This window comes from Ruegeria sp. AF8, assembly GCF_056541825.1.
In genome coordinates this window covers 237,459-255,569 of sequence record NZ_JBQFYW010000002.1, presented here as the reverse complement: position 1 = coordinate 255,569, position 18,111 = coordinate 237,459, and the positions used below count along the sequence as shown (strand labels likewise).

16 protein-coding genes, 1 tRNA gene and 1 pseudogene are annotated in these 18,111 nt (G+C 58.5%); 11 read left to right on the top strand and 7 right to left on the bottom strand.

Going from position 1 to position 18,111, the window contains the following annotated elements; all coding sequences use genetic code 11:
* Positions 1-55 precede the first annotated feature (55 nt).
* Together ACR0AO_RS06660 and ACR0AO_RS06655 are read right to left on the bottom strand one after the other, a co-directional pair.
* Positions 56-334, bottom strand: a complete 279-nt coding sequence (locus tag ACR0AO_RS06660; protein ID WP_480601455.1) for an NfeD family protein — start codon at positions 332-334, stop codon at positions 56-58.
* Positions 331-1,224, bottom strand: coding sequence for an SPFH domain-containing protein (locus ACR0AO_RS06655; RefSeq protein WP_480601453.1), 894 nt, complete (start codon positions 1,222-1,224; stop codon positions 331-333). The genes ACR0AO_RS06660 and ACR0AO_RS06655 overlap by 4 nt, the downstream gene beginning before the upstream one ends.
* Positions 1,225-1,562: 338 nt before the next feature.
* Between ACR0AO_RS06655 and tgt the strand changes: the two genes are divergently transcribed.
* From tgt to ACR0AO_RS06640, 3 genes are all read left to right on the top strand, one after another.
* Entirely contained in the window at positions 1,563-2,693 is a 1,131-nt protein-coding gene (gene tgt, locus ACR0AO_RS06650) for a tRNA guanosine(34) transglycosylase Tgt (RefSeq protein ID WP_480601451.1), read from the top strand.
* A gap of 249 nt (positions 2,694-2,942) precedes the next feature.
* A complete protein-coding gene (lon, locus tag ACR0AO_RS06645; RefSeq protein WP_480601449.1) occupies positions 2,943-5,351 on the top strand; it encodes an endopeptidase La in 2,409 nt (802 codons plus the stop codon).
* Between the two features lie 166 nt (positions 5,352-5,517).
* Positions 5,518-5,592: transfer RNA gene (locus ACR0AO_RS06640), tRNA-Val, on the top strand.
* A gap of 228 nt (positions 5,593-5,820) precedes the next feature.
* On the opposite strand, the pseudogene ACR0AO_RS06635 reads toward ACR0AO_RS06640, so the two are convergent.
* Positions 5,821-6,081 (bottom strand): annotated as a pseudogene (locus tag ACR0AO_RS06635) (hotdog fold thioesterase); the annotation flags it as partial.
* 121 nt (positions 6,082-6,202) lie between these two features.
* Here ACR0AO_RS06635 and ACR0AO_RS06630 point away from each other — a divergent pair.
* From ACR0AO_RS06630 to ribD, 4 genes are all read left to right on the top strand, one after another.
* Positions 6,203-7,126, top strand: coding sequence for a bifunctional helix-turn-helix transcriptional regulator/GNAT family N-acetyltransferase (locus ACR0AO_RS06630; protein ID WP_480601447.1), 924 nt, complete (start codon positions 6,203-6,205; stop codon positions 7,124-7,126).
* Between the two features lie 133 nt (positions 7,127-7,259).
* Entirely contained in the window at positions 7,260-7,424 is a 165-nt protein-coding gene (locus ACR0AO_RS06625; protein ID WP_480601445.1) for a hypothetical protein, read from the top strand.
* Positions 7,425-7,731: 307 nt separating this feature from the next.
* Entirely contained in the window at positions 7,732-8,202 is a 471-nt protein-coding gene (nrdR, locus tag ACR0AO_RS06620; protein ID WP_480601442.1) for a transcriptional regulator NrdR, read from the top strand.
* Entirely contained in the window at positions 8,199-9,311 is a 1,113-nt protein-coding gene (gene ribD, locus ACR0AO_RS06615) for a bifunctional diaminohydroxyphosphoribosylaminopyrimidine deaminase/5-amino-6-(5-phosphoribosylamino)uracil reductase RibD (RefSeq protein ID WP_480601439.1), read from the top strand. The genes nrdR and ribD overlap by 4 nt, the downstream gene beginning before the upstream one ends.
* 6 nt (positions 9,312-9,317) lie before the next feature.
* Here the strand turns inward: ribD and ACR0AO_RS06610 are convergent, their stop codons facing one another.
* Genes ACR0AO_RS06610 through ACR0AO_RS06600 form a run of 3 tightly spaced genes read right to left on the bottom strand, consistent with a single transcriptional unit; the run spans position 9,318 to position 13,861 of the window.
* A complete protein-coding gene (locus ACR0AO_RS06610) occupies positions 9,318-11,318 on the bottom strand; it encodes a capsular polysaccharide biosynthesis protein (protein WP_480601437.1) in 2,001 nt (666 codons plus the stop codon).
* A gap of 2 nt (positions 11,319-11,320) precedes the next feature.
* Positions 11,321-12,451, bottom strand: a complete 1,131-nt coding sequence (locus ACR0AO_RS06605) for a polysaccharide biosynthesis/export family protein (protein WP_480601766.1) — start codon at positions 12,449-12,451, stop codon at positions 11,321-11,323.
* Between the two features lie 54 nt (positions 12,452-12,505).
* On the bottom strand, positions 12,506-13,861 hold the full coding sequence (locus tag ACR0AO_RS06600) for a capsule biosynthesis protein (RefSeq protein WP_480601435.1): 1,356 nt from the start codon (positions 13,859-13,861) through the stop codon (positions 12,506-12,508).
* Positions 13,862-14,003: 142 nt separating this feature from the next.
* On the opposite strand from ACR0AO_RS06600, the gene ACR0AO_RS06595 reads away from it, so the two are divergent.
* Positions 14,004-14,591: a riboflavin synthase gene (locus ACR0AO_RS06595; RefSeq protein ID WP_480601433.1), complete on the top strand. Its 588-nt coding sequence runs from the start codon at positions 14,004-14,006 to the stop codon at positions 14,589-14,591.
* 2 nt (positions 14,592-14,593) lie between these two features.
* Here ACR0AO_RS06595 and ACR0AO_RS06590 read toward each other — a convergent pair whose 3' ends face one another.
* Positions 14,594-15,652 carry a phosphatase PAP2 family protein gene (locus ACR0AO_RS06590; protein WP_480601431.1) on the bottom strand — a complete coding sequence of 353 codons (1,059 nt, stop codon included), beginning with the start codon at positions 15,650-15,652 and terminating at the stop codon, positions 14,594-14,596.
* A 269-nt stretch (positions 15,653-15,921) separates the two neighbouring features.
* Between ACR0AO_RS06590 and ribB the strand changes: the two genes are divergently transcribed.
* Genes ribB through nusB form a run of 3 tightly spaced genes read left to right on the top strand, consistent with a single transcriptional unit; the run spans position 15,922 to position 18,076 of the window.
* A complete protein-coding gene (ribB, locus tag ACR0AO_RS06585) occupies positions 15,922-17,043 on the top strand; it encodes a 3,4-dihydroxy-2-butanone-4-phosphate synthase (RefSeq protein WP_480601764.1) in 1,122 nt (373 codons plus the stop codon).
* Positions 17,040-17,597 carry a 6,7-dimethyl-8-ribityllumazine synthase gene (locus tag ACR0AO_RS06580; RefSeq protein WP_480601429.1) on the top strand — a complete coding sequence of 186 codons (558 nt, stop codon included), beginning with the start codon at positions 17,040-17,042 and terminating at the stop codon, positions 17,595-17,597. The genes ribB and ACR0AO_RS06580 overlap by 4 nt, the downstream gene beginning before the upstream one ends.
* Positions 17,594-18,076: a transcription antitermination factor NusB gene (gene nusB, locus ACR0AO_RS06575; protein ID WP_480601426.1), complete on the top strand. Its 483-nt coding sequence runs from the start codon at positions 17,594-17,596 to the stop codon at positions 18,074-18,076. Before ACR0AO_RS06580 ends, nusB begins: the two co-directional genes overlap by 4 nt.
* Positions 18,077-18,111: the final 35 nt, after the last annotated feature.

The following is an 18,111-nucleotide window of genomic DNA, read 5'->3' as shown; positions in this document are numbered from 1 at the left end:
GGCAAATCGGTCAAGTGCCGACAGGATAACAGGTTTTAGCGAATTCGCCTAAAGATCAGCCGTTGATGTCGTCCTCGAACCGCTTCACCTGTCCGCGGGGCAGGGCGAACACCCGGCGCAGGATCAGCCACGCTGCCAGTGACAGCACGGCAAAGATCAGCAACAGGACCGGGAGCGAGATTGACAGGCCAGGCACCACCAACAGCAGGCCGGTCACCGCCGCGCCAATGGCGAAGCCCAGAAAGATGAATCCCGGCAGCAGCATCTCGGCAATCGCCAGGATCAGTGCCCCGGCCAGCCAGATCCACCAGATGGACCAGAGCGGTTCGGTCATGGCTTGCCTCCTTTCAGCAATTTGAACGCATCGCCAAAGGCTTCCAGCGCGTTGGCGGGCAGAACGATGGTCTGCTTGCCATTGCCATTGCCCAGGGCGTTCAACGCCTCGACCTGCTTCAACGCCACTTGGTACTGAGCCGCCTCTATTCCGTTTTCGCGGATCGCCTTGGCAACGACCTCGGTCGCATACGCCTCGGCCTCGGCCTGAATGCGGCGGGCCTTGGCGGTTTGCTCCGCCGCGTACAACTCGGCATCCGCGTTTAGCTCGACGGCTCGTTTCTGTCCTTCGGCTTCGGTCACCTGCGCGCGGCGGGCGCGTTCGGCGTTCAACTGTTGCAGCATCGCGTCGCGGGTGGCCTGATCCAAATTCACGTCCAGAATCTCGGCCCGCGTCACCTCGATCCCCCAGTCATCCACCGCCGTCTCGACACTTTCCTGAATGCGTTCGATCAATTGCGCGCGGTTCGACTGGACCTCGTCCAGATCCATCTTGCCGATTTCTGCGCGCACGATGCCCGCTACGGTTGTGGCAATGGCGCCGTCTACATCGCGAATGCGATAAACCGTCTTTTCCGGCTCCAGAATACGGTAAAAGACTGAGGTGTCGATCTGCACCAGCACGTTGTCCTTTGTAATGGCATCCTGTGTGGCGTTAGGCAGCTGGCGCTCGAGAATTGAGATCTTGTGCCGCGCGACATCCAGAAACGGCACGATAAAATTGATCCCGGGCCCAAGCACAGAATGCAGGCGCCCAAACCGTTCGACCACGTATTTTTCGGATTGCGGTACGATCTTGATGCCTTTGAAGATGATGACGATAACGAATATCGCCGCCAGAACGAAAACGATGTTCTGCGTGATCAGGCCGATGATCATGTCTTCGGTCATACTTGTCCCTCAGTCTTTTTGTATACGATGGTATGCATTTGGTGGTTGAGTCGTAAAATTTCAATACTGGTAAGGGTGGAAAGGCCGTACTGGCAAGGTGCTGGAACGGCAGGTATGGGCAATGAAAGCCTCTCTGTGGCCGCTTTGCATCCTCGTCTGCCTGCACGATCCAGCACGGACGAAAATGACCATCTGGACCGATCCGGGTGCGCCGTGATGTCGACGGGGCACAAGGTGCGCGCCTCTCGACAGAGCGGGATGCAACGTTGCCCGGACGGGTTGCAAAGGCTGGGCATTTCAGGCAAAGCCTGCCCGGTTCAGCGATCCGGGGCAGATACATGACCGAACGTTTCTCATTTCTCCTGCATGCCACCGACGGCAAGGCTCGCACCGGGGCGATCCGCACACCGCGCGGCGAGATCCGGACGCCGGCCTTCATGCCGGTCGGCACCGCAGCGACGGTCAAGGCAATGATGCCCGAGAGTGTGCGCGCCACCGGTGCCGATATCCTGCTGGGCAACACCTATCACCTGATGCTGCGCCCTACGGCGGAACGCATCGACCGGTTGGGCGGGCTGCACAGATTCATGAATTGGGAGCGGCCGATCCTGACCGATTCGGGCGGCTTTCAGGTCATGTCGCTGGCGGGGTTGCGCAAGCTGACCGAAAAGGGCGTGACATTCAAATCCCATATCGACGGTTCGAAACATGAGCTGACCCCGGAACGGTCGATGGAAATCCAGCGCCTGCTAGGGTCCGACATCGTCATGTGTTTCGATGAATGCCCCGCGCTGCCTGCTGACCGTGACCGCATCGCCGAGTCGATGCGTTTGTCGATGCGCTGGGCCGAACGTTCGCGCGAGGCATTTGGCGACCGGCCCGGACACGCGCTTTTTGGCATCATGCAGGGCGGGCTGGAGCAAGACCTGCGTGAAGAAAGCGCCGAGGCGCTGAAACGGATCGGCTTTGACGGCTATGCCGTTGGCGGGCTGGCCGTAGGCGAGGGGCAGGAGGCGATGTTCAGCTGTCTCGATTTTGCGCCCGGTTTTCTACCCATGGACAAGCCGCGCTATCTGATGGGGGTCGGCAAACCGGATGATATCGTTGGTGCGGTGGCACGCGGTATCGACATGATGGACTGTGTGCTGCCCTCGCGTTCCGGTCGGACAGGGCAGGTGTTCACCCGCTACGGTGTGCTTAACATCAAAAATGCCCGCCATCAGGATGACCCACGGCCACTGGACGAGCATTGTTCCTGCCCGGCCTGTCGCAACTACTCCCGCGCCTATCTGCACCACGTGTTCCGCAGTCAGGAGATCATCAGTTCGATGCTGCTGACCTGGCACAACCTGCATTACTTTCAGGAAATCATGGCCGGTATGCGCGACGCGATTGCGGCGGGCACGTTTGCGGACTGGCAATCCCAGTTTCACGCAAGGCGTGAGCAAGGGGATATCGAGCCGGTGTGAGGGACCGTCGAGCGGCGTTCTTTCGCCGAGGTGCGGCCCACCCGCCTGCCGCACCAAAAATGGCACTCCGACGGATGTCGTTCCCACCTTGCGGTCCCGGCGCACACGCGCCATTGTGGCCGCAATGAAATCGCCCCGACGGTTGAAAAACGGGCTGCCGCGCCCCACCTTTACCGTCCAAGACAGGAGATGGCCGAGCGTTGCCTCACGCAGGGACCGGTGCCGTCTTGCCAATGATAAGGATAGAGCATGCAAGAGCCTCTGAATTCCTCTTACCCCGTCCTGCCGCTGCGCGACATCGTGGTGTTTCCGCACATGATCGTGCCGCTTTTCGTGGGGCGCGATAAATCGGTCCGGGCGCTGGAAGAGGTGATGCAGGATGATAAGCAGATCCTGCTGTCCAGCCAGATCGACCCCAGCGTGGATGATCCGGAAATTGACGGCATCTATGATACCGGCGTGCTGGCCAATGTGCTGCAACTGCTGAAACTGCCCGACGGTACCGTCAAGGTGCTGGTCGAAGGGCAAGCGCGTGTGAAGATCACAGAATTCCTTGAAAACGATAACTTTTTTGAGGCGCGAGCTGAATATCTGACTGAAATTCCCGGCGACGTGACGACCACACAGGCGCTGATCCGCACCGTCGCGGACGAGTTCGAGCGCTATGCCAAGGTGCGTAAGAATATCCCCGAAGAGGCGCTCTCGGCAGTTGGCGAAACCGCCGAACCGGCCAAGTTGGCCGATCTGGTCGCCGGTCATCTGGGTATTGAGGTCGAGCAGAAACAGGACCTGCTGGAAACCCTGTCCGTCAGCGAGCGGCTGGAAAAGGTCTATGGTCTGATGCAGGGCGAGATGTCGGTTCTGCAGGTCGAGAAAAAGATCAAGACCCGCGTCAAGTCCCAGATGGAGAAGACACAGCGCGAATATTATCTGAATGAGCAGATGAAGGCCATTCAGAAGGAACTTGGCGATGGCGAGGACGGCAGCAACGAAGTGGCCGAACTGGAGTCGAAAATCGCCGAGACCAAGCTGTCCAAGGAAGCGCGTGAAAAGGCCGAGGGCGAGCTGAAAAAGCTAAAGAACATGTCGCCGATGTCGGCCGAGGCCACGGTCGTGCGCAATTATCTGGATTGGATTTTGTCTTTGCCGTGGGGCACAAAATCCCGCGTCAAGAAAGACCTGGGCAGGGCGCAGGAGATTCTGGATGCCGATCACTACGGCCTTGAAAAGGTCAAGGAACGGATCGTCGAATACCTTGCCGTGCAGCAGCGTTCGAAAAAACTGAAAGGGCCGATCCTGTGCCTTGTCGGCCCTCCGGGTGTGGGTAAGACCTCGCTGGGCAAATCTGTCGCCAAGGCCACGGGACGCGAGTTCATCCGTATCAGCCTCGGCGGTGTGCGTGACGAATCTGAAATCCGCGGTCACCGGCGAACTTATATTGGCTCGATGCCGGGCAAGATCATCCAGTCGCTGAAAAAGGCCAAAACCACGAACCCGCTCATCCTGCTCGATGAGATCGACAAGATGGGACAGGACTTCCGTGGCGACCCGGCCAGCGCGATGCTCGAAGTGTTGGACCCGGAACAGAACAATACCTTCATGGATCACTATCTTGAGGTCGAATACGATCTTTCGAACGTGATGTTCCTGACCACGTCCAACAGCTACAACATGCCTGGGCCGCTGCTCGACCGGATGGAGATCATTCCGCTTGCCGGATACACCGAGGATGAAAAGCGCGAGATCGCAAAACAGCACCTGATCTCGAAACAGGTCAAGAACCATGGGCTCAAGACCAAGGAGTTCGAACTGACCGATGAAGCGTTGACCGCGATCATCCGCACCTATACCCGCGAGGCGGGTGTGCGGAACCTCGAGCGCGAGATCGCCAAGGTGGCGCGGAAATCGCTGACCAAGATCATCAAGAAAGAGGCCGAAAGCGTTACCGTGACGCCTGACAACCTCGATGAATTCCTCGGCGTGCCGAAATTCCGCTATGGCCTTGCCGAGCTGGAAGATCAGGTGGGGGTTGTCACCGGCCTGGCCTATACTTCGGTCGGTGGAGAACTCCTGTCCATCGAGGCGCTGCGCCTGCCGGGCAAGGGCCGGATGAAAACTACCGGCAAACTTGGCGATGTGATGAAGGAGTCGATCGAGGCGGCGTCGAGCTATGTCCGTTCGATCAGCCCGAAGCTGGGAGTCAAACCACCGCAATTCGACAAGCTGGATATTCACGTCCACGTGCCGGATGGCGCCACGCCCAAAGACGGTCCCAGTGCGGGCCTGGCCATGGTCACGGCCATTGTGTCGGTGCTGACAGGTATCCCGGTGCGCAGGGATATCGCCATGACCGGTGAGGTCACTTTGCGCGGCAATGCCAGCGCCATCGGCGGGCTCAAGGAGAAACTGCTGGCGGCCTTGCGCGGTGGTATCAAGACCGTTCTGATCCCGCAGGAAAATGAAAAGGACCTGCCGGAGATCCCCGACAACGTCAAAGATGGGCTCACGATCATTCCTGTCAGCCATGTGTCGGAGGTTTTGGAGCACGCATTGGTAAGCCAGCCTGAGGCCATCGAATGGGATGAGGAGGCGGAAGAAGCGGCGGCGGCCGCAACCCAGTCGGCCGGTGAATCCGGACCCTCCGCAACAGCTCACTGAGCACAAGGATTGGAAAAGGCGGGCTTCTCGGCCCGCCTTTTTTGCGACCAATATTGAGTTGGTGTTTTCGGATTTCTCAGCAGCCAATTGACCGCATTATTTTTGATGTGCTGTCCGAAATGGCCTCTTGCGAAGGCAAGGGAGAGATAGTAATACCCCCGCCCATGGGTGATTAGCTCAGTGGTAGAGCGCTTCGTTCACATCGAAGATGTCAGGAGTTCAAATCTCTTATCACCCACCATATTTTTCAATAGCTTAACGAAATCCTGCGAAGTTTTCCACGGTTCTTCGATCCTAAGATGCGTTTCTGACCTTCGTAAATTCGACCACATCAGCGGCTTTTCTCAGGTGATCCGGGCGATAACGTGTATAGACTCGCTCCGTTATTCTATTCCCGTGGTGGCAGACTACGCGAAATACTCCAAAACTCGGCAATCAGTGATTTACCTCGATCGGTGACAGACCCACCTCAGACACCAGTACGACCGCTTGCGGACCGGCGTTCGATTGCAAATGCCAGGCGGTCAGATACATTGGCTGGGCGCAGGTAGTTGATCGAGCATCGCTGGGCGACGGCTGGGTGCTCCCCTCTGTTGCAGGCCACGCCAAAAGCGGCGTCAGCCAATGCGAAAATCGTACCACCGTGGCAAGTTCTCTGCGCCTGAATCATGCTGTCGGTTGCCGTCAAGGACAGTGTCGCCATGCCGTCTCCCAACTCCACCTGCGACGCGCCGAGTGCTTCTTCGGGGCGTCGCCATCATACATGCGTTGCGCTCTGCTACCTTCCACCATTGAATTTCTTCCTTGTTGCTATATGTTGCCTTTGGCAATACAATGAAAGATACGTCAACATGCTGGATGAGAACGTCGCTGCCTTTCGGGAATTCAACCGCTTTCACACTCGTCTGGTCGGGGCGCTCAATGAGCGTTTGCTTGCGTCAGACTATACGCTCCCGCAGGTTCGTGTTTTGTATGAGGTCGCCAATGCTCCACCTGCCAATCCCCCCTCTGCCCGCGATCTGGGCGAGGCTCTGGGGATGGATACAGGCTACCTCAGTCGCCTCGTGAACGGGCTGGTGAAGAAGGGGCTGATTGATCGGTTGCCATCAAAGGCCAACGCCAAGCGGCTGGAACTTACCTTGTCAGTGAAGGGCAGAGATGTGTTTGCGGGATTGAATGCGGCCTCTGCCGAGGAAGCCGCCGGTCTTCTGCTAAACCTGTCGGACACCGAACAGCGGGAATTGGTCGGTGCGATGGGGCGAATACGCCGCCTATTGGGCGACACAACGAAGGATAGCACGTTTATCTTGCGAGACCCCGAGCCGGGCGATCTGGGAACGATCACCCATCAACATGGACGCCTTTATGCCAAGGAATACGGTTGGGACTGGACGTTTGAGGCGCTGGTAGCCGAGATCGTCGGGCAATTCGCCAAGTCCTACGACCCGTCTTGCGAACGCTGCTGGGTGGCCGAACGTGACGGCGCGGTGATCGGATCAGTCTTAGTCGTCCGGCAGGATGAGGAAATTGCCAAGCTGCGGCTGCTTTACGTCGATGAAAGCGCACGGGGTCTTGGCCTTGGGCGGCGGCTTGTGGACGAAACCCTGCGCTTTGCTCGCGCCAAGGGTTACAAGCGCATGGTGCTGTGGACGAATGACGTGCTGATTTCTGCCCGGCGTATCTATGAGGCGGCGGGGTTCAAATTGCTGGAAGAAGAGCCGCATCACAGCTTTGGTAAAGACCTTGTCGGGCAAGTCTGGGGGCTCGATCTGTGATATTGGCGCTTTGGGCGGCGGCGGCAATCGGTGTTCAAGTCGGCGCGGCCATGGTCGTCAGTGAGGCCGTGGTTGCAAATGTCGGTGCCGGGCGGCTTGGCTTCCTGCTTATGCCAACGGATTGGCTTTTCCGATGCCCTTCGCGCTGCGCTCTATATTACAAGCGTGGTTCGCGGCCAACGGCACCAGAGCGCTTCGGAAGGAGATCTCCATTGCCGCGCTCGGCTCGGTCGTCGGCATCAATGGCGACGGCTGGACGGTCGGGACAGTGACCCAGTTCACGCTGGTTTGCTGTTAAAGTGCTGTTCAAGGGGTGTTTAATACCGGCGACCGGCTGCCGTGCTGAAACAGTACCTCGGTGAAAAAAGGGGGTTGCTGCAAATATCTCTGTCAAACTGTGCAAAAACCCATGTCACGCTACAGCTTCAGTCACGCTACAATCGCCGCTCTCTTCATGTTTGAGAGGGCGCGGGGCTTTTGCCAGACGCCCATTATCTAGCGGTAGAAAATTCCGACTACCCAAATCCTAGCGGCTGCCCTATAGTTGTGGATAAGTAAGCCAAAGTGCTTACAAAAGAGGCGGACAAGGGACGAGGAGACGGCGGATGCGCTGCCCGTTTTGTGGGAATATCGATACTCAGGTTAAAGATTCGCGTCCGGCAGAGGACCACGTTGCTATCAGGCGACGCAGATTCTGTCCGGCCTGCGGGGGACGGTTTACCACCTACGAGCGGGTGCAACTGCGCGATCTCGTTGTTATCAAGACAAATGGAAAGCGCGAAGATTTCGACCGCGACAAGCTGGAACGTTCGATCCGCATTTCGATGCAAAAGCGCCCGATCGAACCCGACCGGATCGATCAGATGATTTCGGGTATCGTGCGACGGCTGGAAAGCATGGGCGAAACGGATATCCCGTCAAACAAGATCGGCGAGATCGTAATGGAAGCGCTGGCGCGGATCGACACGGTGGCCTATGTTCGCTTTGCGAGCGTTTACAAAAATTTCCAGGCGGCCGATGATTTCGAAGACTTCGTCCACGAACTGCGCCCGCCGCAGCCATCGACTGAAGAGTGAGCGATACAGATAAAAGATATATGGCGTTGGCTTTGTCCTTGGGCCGGCGTACTCAGGGGATGTGCTGGCCTAACCCGGCAGTGGGATGTGTAATCGTGAAAGACGGGCGGATCGTCGGTCGGGGCTGGACCCAACCGGGGGGACGACCGCATGGCGAAACCGAAGCCCTGACGCAGGCGGGTGAAGCCGCGCGTGGCGCAACGGCCTATGTCACGCTGGAGCCTTGCGCGCATCACGGTAAGACCCCGCCTTGTTCTGAAGCTCTGATTTCTGCCGGAGTCGCGCGCGTCGTCTGTGCGGTCGAAGACAGTGACCCGAGAGTTGCAGGGCAGGGCTTTGCCATGCTGCGCAATGCGGGGGTCGACGTCACGACCGGTGTGCTGAGAGCACAGGCCGCCCACGATCACGCCGGGTTTTTCCTGAAAACTGAGCAGGGGCGCCCTTATGTGACGCTCAAGCTGGCCAGCAGTTTTGATGGTCGCATCGCCACTGCGACGGGACAAAGCAAATGGATCACAGGGCCGCAAGCGCGTCGCGCAGTTCATGCCATGCGCGCGCGCCACGATGCGGTGATGGTGGGGGCCGGGACGGCCCGGGCGGACGACCCTTCGTTGACCGTGCGCGACCTTGGCGTCGAGAAACAGCCGGTTCGCGTAGTGGTGTCGCGCCATCTCGACCTGCCGCTGATGGGGCAGTTGGCCCGAACGGCGTCGGACATTCCGGTCTGGCTGTGTCATGGCGCCGGGGCCGATGCCGAACGCGCCCGTGCCTGGGAAGGTTTGGGTGCCCGGCTCATTTCCTGTGCGGTGCATGGGACCCAGATCGACGCCACGGATCTGTTGCAGCAACTGGGCAATGCGGGCCTGACCCGGATTTTCTGCGAAGGCGGAGCGGCACTGGCGGCAACGCTGCTATCCGAGGATCTGGTGGACGAGTTGATTGGCTTTTCCGCCGGAGTCGCGATCGGAGCAGAAGGGTTGCCTGCTGTCGGAGCGCTTGGGGTAAATCACCTGGGGGATGCGCCGCGCTTTGAGCTGGTCGAAACCCGCGCGGTAGGCGGCGATGTTCTGTTGCGCTGGACGCGGGAACTGAACCTCAAGCCGCGGTGAACCGGTTCAACGCCACAGATGAGCATAAGTCGCGAAAGTGCCCTGCGCCTTTGACAAAATCCGGTTGACGATACCGATCGTCGGCACGTCCGCAAGGGCGAGGCGATTGACAATAACTTCGACCGGGCAGGGCAGCCCGGTTACCGGGTCGCGATAGCGGGGATAATCGATCAGTGCCGCATGAACGAGCCCAAGAACACTCGGACGTGCGCCACGTCGGGCGGGGACCGCGCCAAGATCGTTGGTCAGGCCCCAGCCGGCATAGAAAGGCGCGCCCAGTGTGGTGACCTTGATGCCCCGGATCAATGCCTCAAAACCGATGAGGGAGGTGATCGTCCATACCTCCTGAACTTGAATCAGCAAGCCGGCAGGGTCAGCGCCCTTGGCAACGACATCAGCCAGCCCTCGGGCATCTATGGCCCCGTCCCGCAGACCGGCTTCGACATCCGGATGAGGTTTGTAGATGATAACCGCCTCGGGATTGGCCTCGCGTGCGGCTTGCAGCAATTCGAGATTGGTCCGTACGCCGCTTGCCCCTTTTCGGATCGACATATCGTCTTCGACCTGACCGGGAACAAGGATGCGATGGCCGTCGGGCAGTTGTGGGCTTTCACCTCCAAGGTTGTATTTGCTCAATCCCTCGCGAACCAGGCGCTCCGTCAGCCTTTCGGCCCGCATATGCTGGTCAGGGCGCAGGGTTTCGCGTGCGGCGATCAGCGCCTCCAGCCGGCTGGGGCAGGTCGGATCATAGTAGATGCCCAAATCGTCGGTCACCAACGACAGAGGGGGTACAAGCTCTGCCCCCAATCCGCGAGAACGGAGGAATCCGTCCTCGACCCGGACGATTCCTTCGGCATTGCCCGCGTGTTTGGCCCAGACCATATGCGGCCGGTTTGACGGAGGCGCGATGTCTTCGACGAACCGTAGTCTTTTTTGCTGCCCGAACATGGATTGCAAGTGTCGGCGTTTCCAGATCCGCATGCCTGACGCGGTCCACCCCCGGTGATCCTCGCGCCATGCCCGTGACTGCGCGTCAAGCCCATCAAGAACGTTTTCCAGTTCACACAACCGGTCACGATAGGGGTCGTACCAGGTCGGGTAAAGCAACATGGCCGCTGAAAAAAGTTGCGCGCGGGTCAGTTTGCGAGTGCGGCGGGGAACAGGGTGTTCATCCTGAGTCAGGCCCCAGCCGGCATAAAATGGCTGCCCGAAAACCCGGGGACTGTGGCCCGCCAAAATAGCTTCGAACCCCATTTGCGAGGACAGCGTATAGACGCCGACCGCACCTTCAAGCAAAGTCCACGGGCTGACAGGGCGATCCAGCAGAGTTATTCGGTCGTTGACATCAGCGGTCGAGAAATGCCCGGCGCGATAACCGGCAGATGTTTCGGGATGGGTCTTGATAATCACGCGGGCACCGGGATGCTCCTCTTGCGCAAAGATAAGCATCTCGCGAAACAGTGCGTCGGTACCATTGCTCGCAGCAACGGCGGCGTCGCCACGCGTCTGGTCGAGGACCAGAACATAACCCGGTTCCGGAACATTCTCGGTGATGTCGTAGGCTGAGTATTTGCTCAGATGGGCCTCTTTCATCCGGTTCATCGCGCCGCGTGCGCGATCCAGTAGCGCCGTGTCATCCAACGGATGCGTTGCAAGCAACGTTTCCAGATCCGAGGGCGAGGACGGGTCGAAATGAACACCCGAGTGGTCCAGAAGCAGCCCGAGGGGCGGCTCGCCACTGCGCCCGGGGTGCAGTGATCGCAGAAATGCGTCTTCGACTCTCAGAACGGGCAGATTGCGTTTGGCGGCCACGCTCAGACCGCGATGGGCCGTTGGGCTGTTGCCCCAGACGCTGACGATATCTCCCTCGGCAGGCAGTCCAATTCGGATGTCATAGCCGCTGAGCATCAGTATTCGGCGCAAGCGTTGCTGCGTCAGAAACCCACCGTTGAATACGAAAAGCCGGGTGCGTCCGCGCCCGGCAATCGTGTTCCGGTTTTCGCTCATGGTCAGCTTCCGGTCAACGTCTTGACGTTGGCAAAGGGCGTCAGGCCGCCGGCGACGAGCGACAGGGTTTTGGTCCATTGCGCATACGGCGCTTCGGTCACATAAATCGTGTCATCGTCCCGAATAACGAAATCGCGGGCAACGAACAGGCCATTGGGGGCCGTAAGATTCAGGACATAGATCAGGCGCTGCTTCCCTTGCAGATCCGGGCGGCCCAGCACGCTGCGCGAGATATCCTGTGTTTCGTTGCGCAGGACGAAAATGCCGGTCGGATCGGAAGAGAAGGACTGCAATCCGCCGACCTGGGCCAGGGCTTCAAGCGCGGAAAGGTCCTGACTTTCGAAAGCGACGCGGGCCTGGCTGCTGGTCGTTCCCAGGGCGACATAGGATCTGGTGTCCTTTTCAACCAGAATCCTGTCGCCGCCGCGCAGTGCAATATCCAAGCCCGGATCTTTGAACAGATCCTGATACCAGATCGTTCCCTTGTGCTGCCCCCGGATAACGGTCACCTGGGCGATTTCCGGCTCGACCGTTACACCACCCGCTTTGGCCAGCATGTTGGAAAGCGTTCGCGTCGGGCGTTCGATCGGATAGACACTGGGCGCTCCGACGGCACCGGTCAGGGATACGGTCGCCCCGTCGCCCGCCAGGCGGCGCACCTGGATTTGAGGGTCGGGCGTCTGATCCTGCAGCTTCGACGTGATCAGTTCGCGCAATTGCTCGGGCGTGTTGCCTGACGCGCGTACGCGTCCCGCGTATGGCATGAAAATATAGCCGTCACTGTCGACCTGTACTTCTTCAAGTATGGTGGAGTTTCCGACCTCGCCGCTAAGCAATCCGTCATCCACGTTTTCCCAGACAGTCAGACCCAATACATCGCCCGGGCGAATGGTATCGGCGGTGATGCTGGAGGCACTGCGGAAAGCCGAGGAAAAACCAAGATTCGGAACGGCTGCCGACGCTCTTGCGATCCTGTCATCGACCAGAACGACATGCGCGTTCCCGCCTTCCTCAACGGCCCCTGAAAGGATTTCCTTTTCATTCGGCCCGGATTTGGGAAGCGTGCAGGCCGTCAGCAGACCAACTGACACGAACAGGGCGCAATATCTGGCCCAACCGCGGGATTTACCCATCACTGCCCGAACTCCTCAACATTATTTTTTGCTTTTCTGAGTTTTGGGCGCAAGTTACCCGGTTCCAGTACGACTTTCCAGCGTTTGCCCGAGATTCTGCCTCAGGAGTCGCAACTGTTGCCGTCGGGACTCTGTCGTTGTTGAAAGCGCCTCATAGGGGTCCTGTACGTTTAGCATCATGTCGACCACATGTCGCAGCAATTGTCTGCGTCCGCGGCGCGAATAAAAACCGCCCGGAACCTGGCTCGTTTCCAGGAGGAACCGCCGATAGTCGCGATAGGCGCGGTTGTCGGGCTGTCGAGGCTGGGCGAAGAATTCGCTGATCGGTTGCAAGGACACAAATTCAGGCTTGGCATAGACAGAGCGACCGAAGACACGCAGGGGTTTGCCGCGCCAGAGGACCTGCTGGCCGGCGGTTGAATTGATCGTAACCGCAGTGTTCGCATCATCCAGCAACCTTGCGAGTTTACCGCCGGGCAGATAGTGGACCCGCCCCGCGACGCCGTACTCCCGACCGAGGCGGCGGACCTCATGGCGTAACGGCACCCGATGGTTTTCCAGCGGATGTTCCTTGATGACGAGGTGATGATGTCCGGGCGCACCTGCGGCGAACCCCGCGATCACTTGATCCAGGAATTCGGTCATGCAGGAGAAATCGGAGTGGCATTGAAATGAGCTGTCATGCTCCAGTTGCAACAGGACCAGATGATATGGAAACCCGCCGCGTTGTATTCGGGCCGTGGCCAGAAACCTTTCGATCCGATGCAGCGGCATCAACATCAAGCGCTTGAAATACAGTTGAAATTCTTCCGACACCTGCAATGCCCGGTGCGGGCGAAAGTTCCGGTATTTTTTGTTCAGGAACATCACGAACCAATGATAGAACGCCCCGTAAAAGATGTGTTGACGCATATCACCCCAGTGAGCGGGCGGCGGCGGAGGCCCGTCGGTGCCGAACTGGTCCAGCGCCTGCCGCATTTCAGCGACATCCATCTTCATCAATCGGGAATTCCCGTTCGATCCGCCCCTTTCATAGGTGATCCACCACGGTCGCAGATAGCCTTCTTCGAAGACGTGAACGGCAATCCCTCGTTTTTCTGCGGCCTCGATCGCCTGCGCGTGAATTGGGCGGGTGTCACCGTAAAGAACAATATCCGTGACGCCGCGCTCGCCCAACAGAGTGTCGAGCTTCACCGACCATTCTTCGAGGCGGTCGCGGTAGGGAACAAAGCTGCCCTTGTCGTTCCAGAACGCCTGATCGCCGGCGTTGAAACCTATCCGCCAAACCGACGCGCCTGCGCGGCGCAGCATTTCGCCCAGCATGGAGAAGAAAGGACCATGCGGACCCTGAAGAAACAGGAAGACCCGGCCAGAGGCCAACATGCGGGAATTCGCCTTTGAGTGTGTCATCGAAACTGTTCGCAGGCCGTGATGGTGGCTGTCTGGCACGAATTTATGACTTCTTTCGGCATTCGGGGCAAGGCGGGGCTTGCCGCAATCGGTTGGGGCGGTTACGTCGGCACTGAACGCTAACCGTTGGAGAGTTAACGACATGTTTACAGGGATCGTCACCGATATCGGAACTGTGGTGGAACTGGACCAGCAGGGCGATTTACGGGCTCGAATCCAGACCGGCTACGATACCGGTACAATCGATATCGGCGCCTCTATCGCCAACGACGGGGTTTGTCTTACGGTGATTGCCCTTGGCAACGACTGGTTCGATATCCAGATCAGCGCTGAGACTGTTTCCAAGACGAACCTTGGTAGCTGGCGTGTGGGCAAGCGTGTCAATCTGGAACGCGCGCTGAAAGTCGGTGATGAATTGGGCGGGCACATTGTTTCGGGTCACGTGGATGGCGTGGCCGAGGTGATCACGGTCGAGGATGAGGGGGACAGTACCCGCGTCACGCTGCGGGCGCCCGAGGGACTCGCTCGGTTTATTGCACCAAAGGGATCGGTTGCGCTGAATGGCACCTCTCTGACGGTCAATGATGTCGAGGGGTGCGACTTTGGCATCAATTTCATTCCTCACACCAAGGAAATGACAACCTGGGGCGAAGTTGCTGTTGGTGACCGCGTGAATCTGGAAATCGACACGCTGGCGCGATATGTCGCCCGTCTGGCCGAGGCCGGGTAGCCTCAGGCCTCCCCATATCTGTGTACCAGCGCTTTGGCGCACCACCAACAGGCGAATGCCACGGCAATACCGGCGTATCCGTCCACGGCATAATGCCAGGCCAGATGTACTGAACCAATGACGATGCAGACGGCAAACGCGCTGAGCAACCAGCCGAGCCAGCGCGAATAGCTAAAGCCGAACAGCGCGATGATCACGCTGGAGGCGACATGCATGCTTGGCATGGCAGATATCACGCTGAATCCCCTGTCTTGGTATTCCGCCAACACGGCCTTTTGAACTTCCAGCGCCCAAAGCGTGTGGGTTTCACCTATCTCTTCAAGCTTCTGCATCTGTTCGGCGTAGGTCCCGCCATAGCCGAAAGCTTCGAAATACACCGGCCCGCCCGATGAAAAGATCATCGCGAGAATGGTCCCGCCAACGATGTAGATAAGGACAAACGCGACCAGGAATACGGCTCCTCTGCCGGGGTCCTTTCGATCGAAAGAGGCAGCGAAAATTGCCAGATACACAAGGATGAACCAGATATGATAGGCGAGATTCAGCAAGTAGGTCGCAAATGGTGAGCCGAAGATGCGCCAGGTCCAGGTCCATGCGTCCACACCGCCATGAAGGCTGCGGTCCAGGGAGGCAAATAACGGGTCCCACGTGAACGGATTGAAAAATGGGATCAGGTTCTTGAAGAACACGAAGGTGGCCAAGAAGACCGAAACGGTCAGAAAGCAGATCAGACCTTCCAGCAAGTTGGCGGGGCCCAGGAAAGTCGAACGCAAATCATCGATAAACCACTGGATTGGTTTTTTCGGTTTTACCCGGAACACAGCGTCGGCAAAACGCCAGATCAGATAAATTCCGCCAAACAAAGAAAGCAAAAACCGAAGAATGTTCAGTCCGCTCGACATGTATGTGCGTACCGTAGGCCAGAAATCCAGTTCGATTGAGTGACCAATAAGGCTGCCGACGAGTGCATAAGAGAAAACAATCGACAATAGCAGCCGCCGCCGCCTGACGATGTCCCACAGTCCGGAACGTCGGTTTGAAAACTCTGCTGAAAAACTCATGCTCGATCTTGCTGTTGCCACACGAAATGTCAAAGCGCCTGGAGGAAATGTCAATTTTCATTTTGGCGACCGGAGGATTGCAATCGGGCAATATTGTGGCAGGGACAAGAGCAGAAGCAAGAATGGTTCAGCGGGTTTCCTGTCTGGCAAAGCCCACCAAAGCGGATTTCGAGTTATTGTCCGGGCTTGCTCCGCCGTTTTGCGCTCTGGCCTTTGTCCGTTTAGTGGTCTATCCCGCACGACAGACCCGCTCTGCGAAAGGCTGCCACATGAGCTTTGAAACCCCCGGACCCGTCGAGGCCCGATTGCGCGCTGCAATCAGCCCGATCGAGGAGATCATCGAAGAGGCCCGATTGGGTCGCATGTACATTCTGGTCGATCACGAAGATCGCGAGAATGAGGGCGATCTGGTCATCGCCGCAGAATTCGCCGATGCCGACGCGATCAATTTCATGGCAACCTACGGGCGGGGTCTGATCTGCCTGCCGATGACGGCCGAGCGGATCGATGCTCTGGGCCTGCCGATGATGGCGGTGAACAACTCGTCGCGGCACGAGACCGCCTTTACCGTTTCCATCGAGGCGCGCGAAGGGGTCAGCACCGGCATCTCGGCTGCCGACCGTGCCCTGACCGTGGCCACCGCTATCAACGAACAGAACACGATGGCGCATATCGCTACACCGGGCCACATATTCCCGCTGCGGGCCAAGCGGGGCGGGGTTTTGGTGCGCGCCGGTCATACCGAGGCAGCCGTTGATATCTCGCGGCTGGCGGGGCTGAAGCCGGCCGGTGTAATCTGCGAGATCATGAAGCCCGACGGCACCATGGCCCGTCTGCCCGATCTGGTGGAGTTTGCGCAGGAGCACGGGTTGAAAATCGGTACCATCAGCGACCTGATCGCTTATCGCGCACGCAACGACAATCTGGTTGTCGAAACCTCACGCGAAGTGGTGAACTCCGAATATGGCGGAGAGTGGGAGTTGCGGATCTTCACGGATCAGACCCACGGAATCGAACATGTCGTGATGATCAAAGGTGACATCACCACGCCCGAGCCGGTTCTGACACGAACCCACGCGCTGCACGAAGCGCCGGACATTCTGGGCCTTGGTCCCAAATCATCACGCGAACTGCCTCGCGCGATGGAGAAGATTGCCGAAGAAGGTCGCGGGGTGGTCTGCCTTTTTCGTCAGCCGAGGAATTCACTATATGCGACCGGCGAAGAAGGCCCGCGTACCATCAAGCAAACCGGACTTGGTGCACAGATCCTGTCCAAGATGGGTATTCAGGAGTTGGTGCTGCTGACCGATTCACCGGAAACGGTCTATCTGGGACTCGACGCTTTTGGGCTGTCCATCGTCGGGACCCGTTCGATACTCAAGGATGAATGATCGTGGCTGAACAAGATAAACATGGTGTTCTTCCGACGCCGGCTTTCGACCAACCGGTGAAATTGCTGATCGTGGTGGCGCCGTTTTATCGCGCCATTGCCGACAATCTCGTGGCCGGTGCCAAGGCCGAAATCGAAGGGGCAGGCGGCACCTGCGAGGTGGTCGAAGTGCCCGGTGCACTGGAAATCCCGACCGCAATTGCAATGGCCGACCGCCAGTGCAATTTTGACGGCTATGTTGCGCTGGGCTGTGTCATTCGTGGTGAGACCACGCATTACGAAACCGTGTGCAACGATTCCAGCCGTGCAATCCAGTTGATGGGGCTTCAGGGCCTGTGCATCGGAAACGGCATTCTGACCGTCGAGAATGACGATCAGGCCGAAGTCCGCGCCAACCCGGAAAAAATGAACAAAGGTGGCGGAGCGGCGGCTGCGGCCTTGCATCTGATCGCGCTCAGCCGTAAGTGGGGCGCCTCAAGGAAGGGCGTCGGATTCAAGCCGCCGTCCGAGTCCGTCCTGGTGGCGGGCGACAGCAACGGATCCTCAACGGCATGAATACCAAAGACGCGCCCAAGCCGGGCAACCGGAAACGCATGATGAAATCCGCCGCGCGGCTTTATGCCGTGCAGGCGTTGTTTCAGATGGAGCAAACAGGCCAGACCATCGAACAGATCGTGGCCGAGTTTCTGGATCACCGGTTCGGCGCGGTCTACGAAGGCGATGAGATGGTTGATGGGGACAGTTCACTGTTCCACAAAACTGTCGATGACGCCGTAAACTATCAGGCACCCATCGACCAGATGACTGACCGGGCGCTTGTGGCGAAATGGCCCATTTCGAGGATCGATCCGACTCTGCGCGCCGTATTCCGCGCCGCGGGGGCGGAACTGATCCAAAGCGACACGCCGCCAAAGGTCGTAATCAACGAATTCGTTGACATTGCGGGGGCCTTTTTTCCCGATGGCAAGGAGACGAAGTTCGTCAATGCCGTACTGGATCACATGGCGCGCGAGGCCAGACCCGAGGCGTTCTGACACGGCATCGTGTGCTTTACGCCAGCCTCACATGC